The following is a 17857-nucleotide window of genomic DNA, read 5'->3' as shown; positions in this document are numbered from 1 at the left end:
CCCGTCGACAACCGTTGCGACTCAAACCACTTCTCTGCCAACCCTGTCCACGACATCGGAGGAACCGCACATGCTGCGCACCATGATGACCTCGAAGATCCACCGCGCCACCGTGACCCAGGCCGACCTGCACTATGTCGGATCGGTGACCATCGACGCCGACCTGCTCGAGGCCGCCGATCTCCTCGAGGGTGAGCAGGTCACCATCGTCGACATCACCAACGGTGCCCGCCTGGAGACCTACGCGATCGCCGGTGAGCGAGGTACCGGGGTCATCGGGATCAACGGGGCCGCAGCACATCTCGTCCACCCCGGCGACCTGGTGATCATCATCGCCTACGGCATCCTCGATGAGCGGGAGATCGCCGAGTACGCACCGCAGGTGGTCTTCGTCGACGAACACAACCGGGTTCTCGAGCAGGGGACCGACCCGGCCCGCGCGCCCGAGGGTTCGGGATTGCGCGATCCCCGGCACGCCGACGACCTCGCCGCCACCCATGCGTGAGGTCGGCCACCCTCTGACGGTCGGCCCCCGCTGATGCTGCTCACCGTCGAGATCGGTAACACGAACACCCATCTCGGCGTGTTCGCCGGTACGGGCGCGCATGCGCGATTGGTCCGCGATTGGCGCCTGCACACCGAACCCGAGCGCACCGCAGACGAATTGGCGTTGCTGATCCAGGGACTCCTCGGCTCCGACATCGAGCAGGTCACCAGTGTCGCGGCGCTGTCGACGGTACCGTCGCTGTTGCGCGAGGTCCGGGTGATGGTCGGCCGGTACTTCGACAACCCGCACAACGTCATCCTGGAACCCGGTGTGCGCACCGGGGTTCCGCTACTGGTCGACAATCCCAAAGAGGTGGGGACCGACCGTGTCGCGAATTGCCTTGCGGCCTATCACACCTACGGCGGGCCGACCATCGTGGTGGCGTGCGGCACGGCGACCGTGGTCGACGCGGTGTCGGTCAAGGGCGAGTTCCTCGGCGGCGCCATCGCACCCGGCGTCGACCTCGGTGTCGAGGCGCTCAGCGAACACACCGTCACCGTGCGCAAGGTGGAGTTGATGCCGCCGCGCAGCGTCCTGGGCAAGAACACGGTCGAGGCCCTGCAGTCGGGCATCCTGTTCGGGTTCGCCGGTCAGATCGACGGCCTGGTGAACCGCATCCGCACCACGGTCGCCGGTTTCGACGGCGACGACGTCACCGTCGTGGCGACCGGCTACCTGGCACCCCTGATGTTCGAGGAGTGCCCGACGCTGACCACCCACCACAGCCATCTCACCCTCGAGGGCCTGCGTCTGGTGCACGAACGCACCAAGGCGGCCGTGCGACGCAAATAGCGCCGACAGCGCTCGCCACCGCGCCGACAGCGCCCACGCGAGGGAAGCAGATCGACTTTTGCTCGCCCGGTGCACAAAACCCGGCTGACCCTGGACCCGCTGGCGTTCACTGTGGCAAACTGTCCGACGTGATCAAGAGCTGTCAGGAGTGTTGTCAGGGCTGAGTCCGCATCTGCGGCCGCCCTCCTTCGCGCTCCCCGCTCACCTTTTCGATCACTCGAGGTTTCTCACCATGACCGCATCGGTCCAGGTTCTCGCACCCGTCTCTGCTCCCGCACCCAACGGCCCGCTGTCGCTGCAGGTCAGCCACTATGCCGAGGCTGTCGCGGCTGGAGCCGTTCCCGTCGACATCCGCAGCCACCGCAAGCGTCAGGCCGATGGGGCCTTGATCGGGGCACTCGCACTCGACGCCGCCGAGGCACTCGATCTGCTCACCCCCGGATCGCCGACGGCACTGCGCTCGGCCACCCACGACGCCCGCTGGATTCTCGTCTCCGACGACGGCCACGAAGCCGAATGGCTGAGCTGGCATCTGCAGGCGCGTGGGGTGAGCGGGGCGGTGTTCGTGGTCGGCGGTCACCGCGGCCTGCGCCGCGCCGGTATCAACGGCCGGATCAGCCAGGCCGAGCTCGACATCTTCTCGGTGCACTGACAGCGGGGCACCTGACAGCGGGGGCGCTGATGGCGGGCGCACCGAACGGACAGCTCGCCGAACTTGGTGGACGCCACCACCACCGAATACGCTCACGGACGTGAGTGACGCGCCCGACGAGACGATTGCCGACGAGCAGACCCCCGAACAACTCCTCATCCGGAGGGAGAAGCGGGAACGGATTCTCGACGAGGGCCGTGAGGCCTACCCGGTGGCGATCCCGCGCACGCATGCACTTTCGGAGATCCGTGCACAATTCCCCGACCTGGAGGCCGGCACCGAGACCGGTGAGATGGTCGGCGTCGCCGGCCGCGTCATCTTCCTGCGCAACAAGGGCAAGCTCTGCTTCGCCACGCTGCAGGAAGGCGACGGCACCCAGCTGCAGGCGATGATCTCCTTCAACGGCGTCGGCGAGGAGTCGCTTGCGCGCTGGAAGGCCGAGGTCGACCTCGGCGACATCGTCTTCGTCCACGGCCAGGTGATCAGCTCTCGCACCGGAGAGTTGTCGGTGATGGCCGACGCCTGGGAGATGGCCTCGAAGTCGTTGCGTCCCTTGCCCGTCGCGCACAAGGAGATGAACGAAGAGACCCGGGTGCGGCAGCGCTACGTGGATCTCATCATGCGGCCGGAAGCGCGCTCGATCGCCCGCACCAGGATCTCGGTGATGGCCGAACTGCGTGCAGCGCTGGGTAAGCGGGGATTTCTCGAGGTCGAGACGCCGATGCTGCAAACCCTGCACGGCGGCGCCGCGGCGCGGCCGTTCGTCACCCATTCCAACGCCTTCGACATCGATCTCTACCTGCGGATCGCGCCGGAACTGTTCCTCAAGCGTTGCATCGTCGGCGGTATCGAGCGCGTCTTCGAGATCAACCGCAACTTCCGCAACGAGGGCGCCGACTCCACGCATTCGCCGGAGTTCGCGATGCTCGAGACCTATCAGGCCTACGGCACCTATGACGATGCCGCGGTCATGACTCGTGAACTCGTCCAAGAGGTTTCGCAAGGTGCCCTGGGAACACTGACCCCGACGATGCCCGACGGCGAGGTCTACGACCTCTCCGGCGAGTGGACGTCGTTGCAGATGTATCCCTCACTGTCGGAGGCGCTCGGGCAAGAGATCGTGCCCGACGGTGGCGCCGATCATCCCGGTACCACCGTCGACGAGTTGCTGGACATCGCGGCGAAGGTCGGTCTGGAGATCCCGAAGGGCAAGGGCTACGGGCACGGCAAGCTCGTCGAGGAGTTGTGGGAGCACATGGTCGGCGAGAAGCTCTCGCAGCCGGTGTTCGTCCGCGACTTCCCGGTCGAGACCTCGCCACTGGTCCGCGCGCATCGCAGCGTGCCCGGCGTCGTCGAGAAGTGGGACCTCTACGTCCGTGGATTCGAGCTGGCCACCGGATACTCCGAGCTCATCGACCCGGTCATCCAGCGTGCGCGCTTCGTCGACCAGGCCCGTCTGGCCGCCGCCGGCGACGACGAGGCCATGCGCCTCGACGAGGAGTTCCTCACCGCCATGGAGTACGGCATGCCGCCGACCGCCGGCACCGGTATGGGCATCGACCGGCTGCTGATGGCGCTGACCGGCCTCGGTATCCGCGAGACGATCCTGTTCCCGCTGGTCAAGCCGATCAGCTGAGAAGTAGGGGAAGAACGTTCTTCCCCTACTCTGTCGTTCGTCCCCGGGAGATTTCCTGCGGACGAACGGAATTCCTCAGGAAGAACGACGGGTCGGCGTGCGCGTCGACGTGGGTCCACTCGTCCGGCGGTTCGAGTGTCGCGGTCTGCCGTCTCGCCACCGACTCGTCGGCGTCGGATGCATCGGGCCCCCGATGCGTGATGCGGGAGATGCGTTCGGCCTCATCGAGTTCCAGCCACCATCCGGTGAAGTCGACGCCGGTCTCGGTGGCCACCGCGGCGATCGCCTGTTGCTGTGTGGCACTGCCGAAGACGGCGTCGGCGACGACACTCATGCCGCCTGCGAGATCCGTTGTGGCCAGCCGGTTCAGCTCGTCGTAGACCGCCGACCGGGCCTGCGGTGTGTAGGCCGAGCGCGGGAGCTTCTCGGTCTCGCCGACACCGGCGAGCCGCTTGCGCAGGACGTCGGTGCGCAGGATCCGTGCACCCGGCGCGGGCTCGAGGTCCCCACCGATCGCGCGGGCGACGGTGGTCTTCCCGGTGCCCGACCCACCGCCGATCGCCATCAGCCGCGGCGCGACCGGCTCGGTGAACCCCAGGGCGAGCGACAGGTAGCGCGTGGCGTCGTCGACGGCGTCCGCGGCGGCGCTGACGTGCGCACGGACCGTCGCCCGCACGGCGAGCATGATCGGCAGCAGACAGAATCCGTCCTCGTCGTCGGGGGAGCGGTCCAGGTACTGGTTCACGACGACGTTCGCCTCATGTCGCAGGTCCCGCGCCCACAGGTCCATCAGCAGAAACGCGAGGTCGTAGAGCACGTCGGTGGTCGCCATCTCCTCGTCGAACTCCAGGCAGTCGAAGGGCACGGGACGGCCGTCGATGATCGCGATGTTGCCCAGGTGCAGGTCGCCGTGGACGCGCCGCACCCGCCCCCGGCGGGCCCGGGCGTCGAGGGTCTCGGAGCGCTCGGTGATCATCGCGGTGATGCGGCTCGTCAGACGCCGCGCCGCAGCGGGATCGATGACATCAGGGAAGGCCGACATACTCGCCAGGTTCCCGTCGACGACCTCCTGCAACCGGGCCGCACCGTGCGGATCGTCGCGGATCGGCGAGGACGCATGGAGGTCGACGACGCTCTCGGCGAGCGTTCGGAGAAACGCGTCGTCGAGGTTGCCGGGCTCGGCACGGTGGACCAGGAGTGCGTCGTCGTCGAAGCGCGTCATCTCGAGTACCCAGTCGACGGTCTCGCCGGGTCCGTCGAGGGTGAGGCTGCCGTCATCGGCACGTCGGATCGCATGCACGGCGCGATAGACCTCGGGCGCGAACCGGCGATTGAGTGTCAGCTCCTGCTGCAGGACGTCGTGGCGTAGCTCTGGGGTGGAGAAGTCGAAGAACCGCAGGCGCACAGGGCGTTTCATCTTCCATGCGTGGGTGCCGTTGAGGAAGACGACGGCGCCGTGGGTGACGATCCGATCGGTGGGCAGGTCGGGGTCGAGGGCGCCTGCCGCGGTGAGGAGCTCGGTCGTGGGGTCGGGGTTGGTCGACACAGTCCCATCCGACCACAGTCGCTGGGATCGTGCCGACCGGGCCCTCGCCGTTCTTCCCCTACTTTCCCCTTCTTCCCCGGGAAATCTCCAGGGGAAGAACCGAAAGCTAGGGGAAGAACCTTCACCCCAACTCGCGCTTGAGGATCTTCCCGGCCGCGTTGCGCGGGAAGGCGTCGAGGAAGACCACCGACCGCGGCACCTTGAAGTTCGCCAGATGTTCGCGGGCGTAGGCGATCACACGGTCTTCGTCGAGGTCGGCGCCGTCGCGGACGGTGAGATAGGCCCGGCCCACCTCACCCAGTCGGTCGTCGGGGACGCCGATCACGGCGGATTCGGTGACGCCGTCGAGGCGGGCGAGGGTCTGTTCGACCTCGGCCGGGTAGACGTTGAAGCCGCCGCAGATGTACATGTCCTTGAGGCGGTCGGTGATCCGCAGATTACCGCGTTCGTCGATGGTGCCGATGTCGCCGGTGTGCAGCCAGCCGTCGGCGTCGATCGTCTCGGCCGTCGCCTGGGGGTTGTCGAGGTAGCCGCGCATGACCATCTTTCCGCGCGCGAGTACCTCACCCTGCTCCGACACCGCGATCTCCATGCCGTCGAAAGCGCGCCCGCAGGTGCTTGCGACGGTTTCGTCATCGTCGTCCGGGGTGCAGGTGGAGACGAACCCGCTGGCCTCGGTCAGCCCGTAGGCGGTGATGACGGTGTCGACGCCGAGGTCACGCTGGATGCGTTCGACGAGGACGACCGGAACGATCGCCGCACCGGTCACCACCAGCCGTAGTGACGAGAGATCGAGGCTCTCGCGAGCGGGGTCGTCGAGGATGGTCTGGAAGATCGTCGGCGCTCCCGGGAAAACGGTGATCCGTTGCGCAGCAACCTGCTTCATCGCCTCGGCGGGCGAATACACGGCTTGCGGGAACATCGCCGACCCGAACAGCACGCACGGCAGGATGCCCGCCTTGTAGCCGAAGGTGTGGAAGTACGGGTTCACCATGAGATAGCGGTCGTCGGGGGACAGGCGGCCGTTGGCGCCCCACGCGTGTGAACCCGCGACGGTCTGCTGATGTTCGGCCAGCACGCCTTTGGATGTGCCGGTGGTACCCGAGGTGAACAGGATGTCGGAGAGGTCGTCGGGGGTGACGGCGTCGGCGCGCGCAAGGGCCTGCGCGCGGGTCTCGTCGGTGGCACGGTCGAGGAAATCGCTCCAGTCGAGTGCGCCGTCGGGCGCCGCGCCCTTGTCCGACAAGCCAATCCGCACCACGAGGTCCGGCATCGCATCGCGATGGGTGGTCATGAGTTCGGCAGCGTGATCGGCTCCGAGGAACTCGCCGGAGACGACGACGGCACGCACCCCCGCCCGATCGATCACGTCGACGGCCTCGCCGGCGGTGTAGCGGGTGTTGAGCGGTACGAGCACCGCACCGGCGTAATGGATGCCCAGCGCCGCGACCGGCCAGTGATGGCTGTTGGGTGACCACACCGCCACCCGATCCCCGTGCTCCACCCCCGACGCGATCAGGGCGGCGGCCGTATCGACGACCCGATCGTGCAATTGTGACCACGAGTACTCGACCGGACTGCTCCACTGGGTATCGACGAGGGCGAGACGATCCGGCCACTCGCGGGCCGCCCGACGCAGCGCGGACGGGGTCGTCGAGACGCTCTCCATGCTCCCCAACCTAGCACTTGCTTGGTAGGTTATGCTAGCGGCCATGACCTCGATCGATCTCGCCGACAGATCCCTGGATCTCGGTGAATGGGCAGCTCGGACGCCCGACGCCGACGCGGAGTTCGCCGTGGCGGTCCGGGGGTGGCTCGAGGAGAACCTCGCCGGGAGCTTCGCGTCGTTGCGAGGTCGGGGCGGTCCCGGCAGTGAACACGAGTTCTTCACCGAGCGCCTCGAGTGGGATCGTCACCTCGCGCGCGCCGGATGGACGTGTCTGGGCTGGCCGACGCGCTACGGCGGCCGCGGTGCCACGCTGGCCCAGCGCATCATCTTCCACGAGGAGTACGCGCGCGCCGATGCGCCCGCCCGGGTCAACCATCTCGGCGAAGAGCTTCTCGGTCCGACGCTCATCGAATTCGGGACCGACGAGCAGAAACAGCGATTCCTGCCCGGCATCGTCGACGTGACCGAACTCTGGGCACAGGGCTACTCCGAACCGGGTGCAGGCTCGGATCTCGCGGGCGTGGCGACCACGGCGAGTCCGGCCGACGGACGGTGGCAGATCAACGGGCAGAAGATCTGGACGTCCTTGGCGCACGTGGCACAGTGGGCGTTCGTGCTCTGTCGCACCGAGCCGGGCTCGACGCGGCACAAGGGGCTGAGCTTTCTGCTCGTCCCCCTCGATCAGGAGGGCGTCACCGTCCGGCCCATCCAACAACTCACCGGCACATCGGAATTCAACGAGGTGTTCTTCGACGATGCGGTCACCGATGCCCGCAACATCGTCGGCGAGCCCGGTGACGGCTGGAAGGTCGCCATGGGGCTGCTGCAATTCGAACGCGGCGTCTCCACCCTCGGACAGCAGGTAGGTTTCGCGCGTGAACTCGACGCCGTCACCGATCTCGCGCGCAGCAACGGTGCCCTCGACAATCCCGAGATCGCCACCCGAATCGCGCGCGCCGGTATCGGCCTGCGCGTGATGCGAGCCCATGCGCCGGCGGTGCTCGACGGCGTTCCCGGTGCCGACTCGGTCGGAAAACTCTTGTGGTCCAACTGGCATCGCGATCTCGGCGAGCTGGGAATGGCCGTGCGCGGAGCGTCGGCGTTGATCGGACCCGCCACGACCGCCGAGGGTGCGTTCAACGACCTCACCGATCCCGAACACGTCGAACTCGACGAATGGCAACGGCTGTACCTGTTCACTCGCGCCGACACCATCTACGGCGGCTCGAACGAGGTGCAGCGCAACATCATCGCCGAGCGTGTGCTCGGCCTACCCCGAGAGGCCCGTGCATGACCATCCCGGACACCGAGAACCGTCGTTCACCGTTGGCCGACCCACCGACGGAGACGCCCGGGCACGGACTCCTGTCGGGACGCAAGGTCGTGGTCACCGCGGCCGCGGGAACCGGCATCGGATTCGCCTCCGCCAGAAGGGCACTGCTCGAAGGTGCCGATGTTCTCATCAGCGACTGGCACGAACGCCGGCTCGGCGAGGCCGCCCAGAAACTGTCCGCGGAGTTCGGTGACCGGACGGTCGCACAGGCAACCTGCGACGTCTCCGACACCGCGCAGGTCGATGCGCTGATCACCCGTGCCGCAGACGAACTCGGCCGCATCGACGTCCTGGTCAACAACGCCGGACTCGGCGGTGAGACGCCGGTCGCCGACATGACCGACGAACAGTGGGACCGCGTCGTCGACATCACCCTCAACGGCACCTTCCGCGCCACTCGTGCTGCCCTGCGCTACTTCCGGGCCGTGGAACACGGCGGCGTCATCGTCAACAACGCCTCGGTACTGGGCTGGCGCGCCCAACGCGGACAAGCCCACTACGCCGCCGCCAAGGCCGGTGTGATGGCACTGACCCGTTGTGCCGCAGTAGAAGCCGCCGACTTTGGGGTGCGCATCAATGCGGTCGCGCCGTCGATAGCCAAACATCCCTTCCTGGCGAAGGTCACCAGCGACGAACTGCTCGACGAGCTCGCCGCGCACGAGGCCTACGGACGTGCCGCGGAGGTCTGGGAGGTCGCGGCCACCATCGCGATGCTCGCCAGCGACTACACCACCTATCTCACCGGCGAGGTCGTCTCGATCTCCAGCCAGCGAGCCTGACCCCGATCACCCACCAGGAGAACTGATGTCACCCCAGGCCTACATCGTCGACGTCGTCCGCACACCGGTCGGCAAGCGTAACGGCTCGCTGGCCAAGACCCATCCCGCCGATCTCGGCGCCCACGTCATCACCGCGATCCTCGAGCGCACCGGCATCGACCCGTTGATCGTCGACGACGTCGTCTTCGGATGCGTCGACGCCATCGGGCCGCAGGCGGGCAACATCGCCCGCACCGCGTGGCTCGCCGCCGGTGGGCCGCTCGCCATCCCGGGCACCACCGTCGACCGGCAATGCGGATCCTCGCAGCAGGCGATCCATTTCGCCGCGCAAGGCGTGATGAGCGGTACCCAGGACGTGGTGCTCGCCGGCGGCGTGCAGAACATGAGCGCCATCCCGATCAGTCAGGCCATGATCGCCGGTCAGGAGTTCGGATTCACCACGCCGACAGCCGAATCCGTCGGATGGCGGGAATGCTTCGGTGACGCCGAGATCTCACAATTCGCGGGCGCCGATGCGATGGCGGTGCGCTGGGACATCAGCCGCGAGGACATGGAGGCGTGGGCGCTGCAGTCACATCAGCGCGCGGCGCAGGCCATCGCCGCCGGTCATTTCGACAACGAGCTCGCGCCGCTCGGTGACTGCGTCGTCGACGAATGTCCGCGCGAGACGTCGCTGGAGAAGATGGCCGGACTCTCGCCGTTGGCGCAGGGATCGCGCCTGACCGCTGCCGTCGCCTCCCAGATCTCCGACGGCGCATCGGCCGCGCTGGTGGTGTCCGAGAAGGCGTTGGCCGACTACGGGCTGACCCCGCGGGCCCGCATCCATCACCTCTCGGTGCGCGGCGACGACCCGGTGATGATGCTGTCCGCGCCGATCCCCGCGACCGCATACGCACTGGACAAGACCGGCCTGTCCATCGACGACATCGACGTAGTCGAGATCAACGAGGCCTTCGCCTCGGTGGTGCTTGCCTGGCTCAAGGAGACCGGCGCCGACCCGGCGAAGGTCAACCCCAACGGCGGTGCCATCGCCCTCGGCCATCCGCTCGGTGCGACCGGTGCCAAGCTCTTCGCCACGCTGCTGAACGAACTCGAGCGCACCGGCGGCCGGTACGGGCTGCAGACGATGTGCGAGGGCGGCGGTACGGCCAACGTGACCATCATCGAGCGGCTGGGCTGACCCGCCAGTTCGCCGACAGCGCCCGCCACGACGCCGAGAGCGCTCTGCAGGACGCCGAGAGCGCCCGCCACGACGCCGACAGCGCTTTGCCGAGCGCCGTCGACGCCATGGCGAGCGCTGTCGGCGCATACTCGAGCGCCGTCGGCGAAAAATCGAGCGCCGTCGGCGATATGACGAGCGCTGTCGCGAGGGATCTGGGAACACGTGTAGCCACATCACTGTGACGTGACGCATACTATGGGGGAACGAGCGAGCGTAAACGTCTCAGCGACGGTCGCGAGACGCCGCTCGACCTTGGGAGGGTGGCGAATGACCAAACCTGCTGACGTGACCAGCAAGATCGAGGGACGTGTCTCGTCGGAGGCGCATTCGATGACCGAACTGCTCGAGATCCAGCGTGCGGCGTTCCTGCGGGACGGTATCCCGGACGCGGCGACCCGCATCGACCGCATCACGCGGCTGTCGTCGCTGCTGCTCGATCACGGTGACGAGATCGCCGAGGCGCTGACCGTCGACTTCGGTTCGCGGCCGCGGGAATTGAGCATCGCCGCGGACGTCGCGGGCTGCATGATCGACCTCACCCACCAGCGGCGCGGGGTCAAGGAATGGATGGCCGATTCCGTGTCGGCGCGTGTGCAGGGAGCTCTCGGCTTCAAGCAGCGGGTGCGTCACGATCCGCTCGGCGTCGTCGGCATCATGGGTCCCTGGAACTTCCCGCTGCAGCTGACCTTCGTGCCCGCGGCGTCGGCATTCGCGGCCGGCAACCGGGTGCTGATGCGCCCGTCGTCGATCACCGCGCGCACCACCGGCGTGATCGCCAAGTACGCCCCCGACTACTTCTCGATCGAGGAACTCGCGGTCATCACGCCCAAGCACGGGTCGGGATCGGATTTCGCGAAACTCAAGGTCGACCACATGTTCTTCACCGGTTCGCCCGAGGTCGGTTCCTCGGTGGCCCAGGAGGCCGCCAAGAATCTGGTGCCGGTCACCCTCGAACTCGGCGGCAAGAACCCGGCCGTCGTCGACGTCTCCGCCGACATCGACAAGGCGGCAAAGATGCTCGCCGACGCCCGGATGGTCAACGGCGGTCAGGTCTGCCTGTGCCCCGACTACGTCTTCGTGCCGGAGGCCAAACTCGGTGAGTTCACCGACAAGGTGATGGCCCGCTGGACCGCCAACTTCGCGACGATCTACGACAATCCCGAGTACACCTCGACGATCAACCAGAAGAACTACGAGCGCATCGTCGGGCTGATCGACGACGCGGTCTCGCTCGGCGCCGAGAAGCGACAGGTCATCCCCGGTGGTGAACCGTTGCCGTCGGCCGAGCGTCGCAAGATCCCGCCGACCCTGCTCACCGGGGTCAAGTCGGGGATGAAAATCACCGAGGACGAGGTCTTCGGTCCGGTGCTGACGGTGTACCCGTACCGGGATCTCACGGAGGCGATCAGTTACATCGCCGGCCATCCGCACCCGCTGACGATGTACTGGTGCGGCGACGACAACGACAACTTCGCACGGCTGGCAGACAACACCCGCAGCGGGTCGATCAACGGAAACGACTTCGCCCTGCACATGTTCGGTGCCGAACTGCCGTTCGGTGGCATCGGGCGCAGCGGGATGGGCAGCTATCACGGCAAGACCGGCTTCGAGACCTTCAGTCATGCACGCGCCGTGGCCTTCTCGACGATGCCGTTCACCGTGGCCGAGATGATGTCGCCGCCGTTCACCAATCGCGACAAGAAGATGGCCAACGGCCAGCTGAAGCTGTGGACCAAGCTCAATGCGCGAGCGCAGAAGAAGGTGCGCAAGCGCTGAATCCTCTCACGGGAGCCACCCCCGTACCCAAGCGCTTGCTAGGGTACGGGGGTGGCGCCACGTAACGGAACTTCCCGACGCGACGAACTGCTGACGACGGCGAGTCGGATGTTCGCGGAGCAGGGTCTGCGGTCGACGACCGTGCGCGACATCGCCGATGCCGCAGGCATTCTCTCGGGGAGTCTCTATCATCACTTCGATTCCAAGGAGTCGATGGTCGACGAGATCCTGCGGGGTTTCCTCGACGCCTTGTTCGCCCGCTATCGGCAGATCGCCGACGCCGGTCTGTCGGCCGCCGAGACGTTGCGGCAGTTGGTGATTGCCTCATTCGAGTCCATCGACGCCGATCACCATGCGGTGGCCATCTATCAGGACGAGGCCAAACGCCTTGCCCCGCAAGATCGTTTCTCCTATATCGGCGACCGCAATGAGGAGTTTCGCGGGCTGTGGCATTCGGTGCTGGCGCGTGGGGTCGCCGATGGTGAGTTCCGCGCCGACCTCGACGTCGAACTCGTCTACCGCTTCTTGCGTGACACGGTGTGGGTGGCGGTCCGCTGGTATCGGCCAGGCGGATCGCTGAGCGTGGAGCAGATCGCCGACCAATACTTGTCCGTGGTCCTCGACGGCATCCTGCCGCGCTGAGATTCCCCTTACTTAGGTAACCCTTGCTTCCGGGTGGCTGTCCGCGTTAACGTACGCGTATGACAACGGTGGAGGGGTCCGCGGAGGACCAGACGTTGCTGGACAGGGGCGCCCTGCGTGAGTTGTTGCAGCCCGTCCGGTCCCGCATCCGGGTGGCTCAACTGCTGCAGGTGATCGCTTCGGCGGCAACGGTCGTCCCGTTCGTGGGAATCGTCGAACTGGGTCGGACCCTGCTACTCGACGGGCCGGTGCAGGCCGCGCGGGTCTGGTGGATCGTGGCGATCGTGATTCTCGGGCTTGCGGCACGCGCACTCTTCGGAGGTGCGGCGCTCGGTGTCACCCATTACGCCGACGTCGACCTGCAGGTCATCCTGCGGCGTCGGATCACCGCCAAACTCGGTCGTCTCCCGCTCGGCTGGTTCGGGACAACGAGCTCGGGTCGAGTGCGTCAGTCCGTGCAGAACGACGTCGGTGAACTCCACTACCTCGTGGCCCACGCGGACGTGGAAACCACTGCGGCAGTGGCCACCCCGTTGTTCGCGCTCATCTACTGCTTTGTGCTCGACTGGCGTCTGGGCCTGCTGGCCGTCGCGACCCTGCCGCTGTATGCGATCGCGTACGCCTGGATGGTGCGCGACATGACCACACAGCAGGCCACGATGAACGCCGCACTGGCCCGCATCAGTTCGACCATCGTCGAATTCGTCACCGGCGTCGCCGTCGTCAAGACCTTCGGACAGACCGGACGGGCGCACAGGGCGTTCTTGCGCGCCGCCGACGAGTTCAACGACGACTTCGCGGGATATGTGGGCCCGATGCTGCGTATCGAGGCGCTCGCGGCGATGATGCTCTCCGCACCGCTGATCCTGCTGGTCAATCTCGCGGGCGGGTACTGGTTCGTGGATGCGGGCTGGGTCGGGGCGATCGATGTCCTCGGTGCCACCCTGATCGCGATGGTGCTGCCGTCGACACTGATGGCGGCGATGATGGCCATGCACAGCCGGCAGGGCGCGGCGGCCGCGGCCGGTCGCATCGTCGGGTTGCTGACGTTGCCCGAATTGCCGATCGCCACCGAACCTGCTGTGCCCGAGGGTAATCGGATCGAGATCGACGATGTGCACTACTCCTATCCGACCGAGGGACCAGCCTCCGGTACGCCTGCTCTGCAGGGCGTGAGCGTGACGCTCGAGCCCGGCACCCTGACCGCGCTGGTCGGTCCGTCGGGCAGCGGCAAATCGACTCTCGCGACCCTGATCCCGCGGTTCGTCGACCCCGACGCCGGGGCCGTACACATCGGCGGGGTCGACGTTCGTGACATCGACCCGCAGGTCTTGTATCGACATGTCGGCTTCGTGCTGCAGGACGTCGCGCTGCTCGACATGAGCGTCGCCGACAACATCGCGCTCGGACGTCCCGACGCCACCCGCGCCGAAGTGGAGTCGGCGGCTCGCGCGGCACGGATTCACGACCGGATCACCGCCTTGCCCAACGGATACGACACCCGGGTCGGCACCGACGCCCACCTCTCCGGCGGTGAGGCGCAGCGTGTGGCGATCGCGCGGGCGCTGTTGTGCGACACCCCGATACTGATCCTCGACGAGGCCACCGCGTTCGCCGACCCCGAGTCCGAAGCCGATATCCAGCAGGCGATCTCGTCGTTGATCGCCGGCCGGACTGTACTCGTCATCGCGCACCGGCTCGGCTCGATCACCCACGCCGACACCATCGTCGTCCTCGATGAGGGCCGGATCGTCGAGCGGGGTCGTCACGACGATCTCGTCGCCGCCGGCGGCACGTACGCCACCATGTGGCGGGCCTGGCGCAGCGACCCTGCAGCAGATCCGGCAGGCACTGCCGCGACAGTACCGACAGGAGTTCTCCGATGATCCGTGGTTATCTGCGCATTCTCGGTGACGAGGCCGGGCGCATGTATGTGTTCCTCGCGTGGGCGATCGTCTACGGACTCGCCCAGGGCGCCGCGATGTTGCTGCTGGTACCCATCGCCCGCGACCTCTTCGACGGTGACCTCGCCGGTGCCGGCCGCTGGCTGTTGGTGTTGGTGCCGGTCGTGCTGATCTGTTGTGTCACCTTCTATCTGCAGTCGCTGACGGCGATGCGGATGGCGGTGCACACCATGCGTTCCCTGCATCACCGGCTCGGTGATCATCTGGTGACGTTGCCGCTGGGATGGTTCACCCGCGACAAGACCGGATCGGTCTCGCAGATTGCGGTCAAGGGAACGATGTTCGTCGGCAGTGCGGGTGCGCACCTGATGACGCCGGTGGTCACCAATCTCGTCGGGTCGGCGACCGTCGTGGTCGGATTGTTCTTCTTCGACTGGCGTATCGGGGTGACCGCCGCCCTTGGCGCGGTGGTCCTGTGGCTGGCCGGCCTGCGTGCGAGTGCGATGATCGCCGACGCCGAGGCGCAGAATCACGGCACCGCGGTCGAGGTCAACAATCGGGTTCTCGAACTCGCAAGGTTTCAGCCGACCCTGCGTGCGTTCGGGGCGGCGGGCTCGGCCTATCAGCCCCTCGAGGAGGCGCTGGACCGTCAGCATCGGGTGGGCCGGAAGATGATGGGCCGGTCGGTCACCGGGTTGTTGCTCAATGGTGTTGCCGTACAGGCGGTGTTCACGACCATCCTGATCGTCGGCGCCGCTCTCGCGGTCACCGGTCACGTCGAGACCGCGTTGCTGATGGCGGTGTTCGGGTTGGCCGCGCGCTTCACCGACCCCATTTCCGAACTGGCCGAACTGGGATCGGCGATGCGGATGTCGACCGCCGAGATTCGGCGCATCACCGACATCCTCGACACGCCGCCGATGCCGGCGCCGCCGAGCCCGGTCGTCCCCACGACGCGGGGGTCGGTCGAATTGTCCGGCGTCGATTTCGGTTACGGCGGTACTGATCACGATCGTTCGCCGAAGACCCTGCACGGCATCGATTTCCGGGTTCCCGCCGGATCGATGACGGCGCTGGTCGGCCCGTCCGGATCGGGTAAGACCACGATCACCCGGCTGATCGCACGGTTCTACGACGTCGACGCGGGAACGGTGCGGGTCGGTGGCGTCGATGTCCGAGAGCAGGACACCGCAACCCTGATGGCGCAGCTGGCGTTGGTCTTCCAGGATGTCTACCTCTTCGACGACACCCTGTGGGAGAACATACGTATCGGCCGGCCCGACGCCACCGACGACGAGATCCGAGCGGCCGCAACGACTGCCGGGGTTGATTCGGTGGTGGTCCGTCTTCCCGGCGGCTGGGATACCCGCGTCGGTGAGGGTGGCTCGGCGCTCTCCGGTGGCGAGCGCCAGCGTGTGTCGGTCGCCCGGGCGTTGGTCAAGGGCGCACCGATCGTGCTGTTCGACGAGGCCACCAGCGCACTCGACCCGGAAAACGAGGCGCACGTGGCGGCGTCGATCCGTGAACTCGCCACGCAAAGTACGGTTCTGGTGATCGCGCACAAGATCTCGACCGTACTCGCCGCCGATCAGATCGTGGTGCTCACCGCCGACGGTCGCGTCGACGACATCGGACGCCACGACGAACTGTTGGCGCGCGGTGGCACCTATGCCGAGTTCTGGGCGCGACGCAACGCCGCGGCGGGGTGGACGATGACGGTCTCAGCCGACGTGTGAGGTGCCGGCGGTCACCTCGTCGAGCCAGGCGCGGGTGACCTTTCCGGTTGCGGTGCGGGCGATCTCGTCGACGAAGACGATGTCGCGCGGGACACGTGAGCGCGACAGTTCCTGACCGATGTGTTCTTTGAGCGTTGCGTCGTCGACGTCGTGGCCCGCGCGGCGGGCGACCACCGCCGAGAGTCGTTGACCGAAGTCGGCGTCGTCCACGGTGAAGACCGAGGCGTCGGCGACACCGGGGTGGCGGTGCAGTGCGAGTTCGACCTCTTCGGGGTAGACGTTCTCACCGCCGGAGACGATCATCGAGTCCGATCGACCGCGGACGTACAAGCGGCCGGCGCCGTCGAGGTAACCCGTATCGCCGGTGGCAACCATGCCGTCGATGAGGATCGCCACCCGGACACCGAGCGGAGCGGACCCGGCGCAGGACGGGTCGTGCGCGAGGTCGGCGGGGGTGGCGATGGTGATGTAGGAGACCTCGGTGGCGCCGTAGAGGTTGTGCAACACCGGGCCGAACCGTTCGGTGACGGCGGTGACGAGATCGGGGTCGAGTCGCGCGCCGCCCGACCCGATGATGCGCAGACGACCGGAAAGTGGTTGCAGCACCGCGTCGTCGAGATCCATGATCCGCTTCAGCATGGTCGGTACCGCGACGAAGGCGGTGCAATTCTCGGTGAGCATCGTTGCCACGGCACGCTCGGCGGAGAACCGCCCGTCGAAGACGAGGGTGGCCCCGGCGAGGAGGCCGGTGAGGGTGGCGATCAGGCCCCATCCGTGAAATGCCGGCGGCGCCAGGTAGATCACGTCGGATCGACGCAGCGGGATCTTCTCCAGCAGGCCGGCCAGCGTCGAGAGCATGGTCAACGGAGAACTGCTGCGGGCTGCGCCGCGGGGTACACCGGAGGTCCCGGAGGTGAGGATGACCAGCTCGGGATTGCCATGCGCGCGTGGGGGAATGGAGTCGTCGGCGGCGGCGAGCACCGATTCGAGGTCTTCGGTGCGGATGGTGCGTACTCCCGTGAGTTGGGAGAGCCGGCCGGTGAATTCGTCATCGTGGAGCAACAGATCGATGTGCTCGCGCTCGCATACGGTCGTCAGCTGCGCGGAGCCCATGTCGGTGTTGAGAAAGACCACCCGAACACCGCCGGCGAGAGCTCCGAGCAGGGCGATCACCAGCTGCGCACTGTTGCGGCACATGATGCCGACGGTCGGGCGGTCGCCGGTGGTGTCGAGCTCACGCAACACCGTGATCCACCGGCGGGTGGCGATGGCGAGGTCGCGGTAGGTGAGCGGAACCCCGCGGTCGACGACGGCGACCGAATCGCCGAACCGGGCGGCGAGCACCTCGGTCAGCGTCGCCCCACCCCCGGCGCGAGCGGCCCGCAGCGTGGCAGGTAGCTCGGTCGGACCGGGCAGGATGCCGGCGCGGGCGAGCCTGCCCGTGGCGCGGAGTTCGATGGCGATCCGGCGCAGGCCGGCGAGACTGGGGGTCACCGACAGAATTCTGCCTCAAAGAAACGAATCAATCAATGTGTGCCAACGATGGAGCGGATGGAAGGCGATCGGTTCCCCATGGTTGGACGACCTAGTAATTTGTGAGGTCGACAACACCCCGCGGGTAAC

The 17857-nt window shown here is 67.0% G+C and carries 14 protein-coding genes; 11 read left to right on the top strand and 3 right to left on the bottom strand.

Annotated features, from left to right (window positions below; all coding sequences use genetic code 11):
• Positions 1-70: 70 nt before the first annotated feature.
• From panD to lysS, 4 genes are all read left to right on the top strand, one after another.
• Entirely contained in the window at positions 71-505 is a 435-nt protein-coding gene (gene panD / locus P3L18_RS21400) for an aspartate 1-decarboxylase (RefSeq protein ID WP_079930842.1), read from the top strand.
• Positions 506-538: 33 nt separating this feature from the next.
• A complete protein-coding gene (locus P3L18_RS21395) occupies positions 539-1339 on the top strand; it encodes a type III pantothenate kinase (RefSeq protein ID WP_006371936.1) in 801 nt (266 codons plus the stop codon).
• Between the two features lie 232 nt (positions 1340-1571).
• On the top strand, positions 1572-1991 hold the full coding sequence (locus P3L18_RS21390; protein ID WP_276115173.1) for a rhodanese-like domain-containing protein: 420 nt from the start codon (positions 1572-1574) through the stop codon (positions 1989-1991).
• A gap of 100 nt (positions 1992-2091) precedes the next feature.
• Positions 2092-3627: a lysine--tRNA ligase gene (gene lysS, locus P3L18_RS21385; protein ID WP_079930840.1), complete on the top strand. Its 1536-nt coding sequence runs from the start codon at positions 2092-2094 to the stop codon at positions 3625-3627.
• A 25-nt stretch (positions 3628-3652) separates the two neighbouring features.
• On the opposite strand, the gene P3L18_RS21380 is transcribed toward lysS, so the two are convergent.
• A complete protein-coding gene (locus P3L18_RS21380; RefSeq protein ID WP_276115172.1) occupies positions 3653-5173 on the bottom strand; it encodes an AAA family ATPase in 1521 nt (506 codons plus the stop codon).
• A 121-nt stretch (positions 5174-5294) separates the two neighbouring features.
• The gene (locus P3L18_RS21375; protein ID WP_020169997.1) at positions 5295-6842 is read right to left on the bottom strand and encodes a FadD3 family acyl-CoA ligase; all 1548 of its coding nucleotides are present in this window, start codon (positions 6840-6842) and stop codon (positions 5295-5297) included.
• Positions 6843-6885: 43 nt separating this feature from the next.
• On the opposite strand from P3L18_RS21375, the gene P3L18_RS21370 reads away from it, so the two are divergent.
• The 7 genes from P3L18_RS21370 to P3L18_RS21340 all read left to right on the top strand — a co-directional run bounded on the left by P3L18_RS21370 (position 6886) and on the right by P3L18_RS21340 (position 16234).
• Complete coding sequence (locus tag P3L18_RS21370) at positions 6886-8136, top strand: acyl-CoA dehydrogenase family protein (protein ID WP_276115171.1); 1251 nt, start codon at positions 6886-6888, stop codon at positions 8134-8136.
• The gene (locus P3L18_RS21365) at positions 8133-8954 is read left to right on the top strand and encodes an SDR family oxidoreductase (protein WP_276115170.1); all 822 of its coding nucleotides are present in this window, start codon (positions 8133-8135) and stop codon (positions 8952-8954) included. The genes P3L18_RS21370 and P3L18_RS21365 overlap by 4 nt, the downstream gene beginning before the upstream one ends.
• 22 nt (positions 8955-8976) lie before the next feature.
• Positions 8977-10134: an acetyl-CoA C-acetyltransferase gene (locus tag P3L18_RS21360; protein WP_276115180.1), complete on the top strand. Its 1158-nt coding sequence runs from the start codon at positions 8977-8979 to the stop codon at positions 10132-10134.
• Positions 10135-10443: 309 nt separating this feature from the next.
• Entirely contained in the window at positions 10444-11952 is a 1509-nt protein-coding gene (locus P3L18_RS21355) for an aldehyde dehydrogenase family protein (RefSeq protein WP_079930837.1), read from the top strand.
• Positions 11953-12003: 51 nt separating this feature from the next.
• Positions 12004-12594, top strand: coding sequence for a TetR/AcrR family transcriptional regulator (locus P3L18_RS21350; protein ID WP_014361540.1), 591 nt, complete (start codon positions 12004-12006; stop codon positions 12592-12594).
• Positions 12595-12653: 59 nt separating this feature from the next.
• On the top strand, positions 12654-14480 hold the full coding sequence (locus P3L18_RS21345) for an ABC transporter ATP-binding protein (RefSeq protein WP_276115169.1): 1827 nt from the start codon (positions 12654-12656) through the stop codon (positions 14478-14480).
• Complete coding sequence (locus tag P3L18_RS21340; protein ID WP_079930835.1) at positions 14477-16234, top strand: ABC transporter ATP-binding protein; 1758 nt, start codon at positions 14477-14479, stop codon at positions 16232-16234. Before P3L18_RS21345 ends, P3L18_RS21340 begins: the two co-directional genes overlap by 4 nt.
• Here the strand turns inward: P3L18_RS21340 and P3L18_RS21335 are convergent.
• Positions 16220-17728 carry an AMP-binding protein gene (locus tag P3L18_RS21335; RefSeq protein ID WP_276115168.1) on the bottom strand — a complete coding sequence of 503 codons (1509 nt, stop codon included), beginning with the start codon at positions 17726-17728 and terminating at the stop codon, positions 16220-16222. The two genes, P3L18_RS21340 and P3L18_RS21335, sit on opposite strands and share 15 nt — an antisense overlap.
• Positions 17729-17857 lie beyond the last annotated feature (129 nt).

This window comes from Gordonia sp. N1V (assembly GCF_029269935.1).
Lineage (GTDB): Bacteria > Actinomycetota > Actinomycetes > Mycobacteriales > Mycobacteriaceae > Gordonia > Gordonia polyisoprenivorans.
This window is presented reverse-complemented; position numbering and strand designations above follow the sequence as displayed.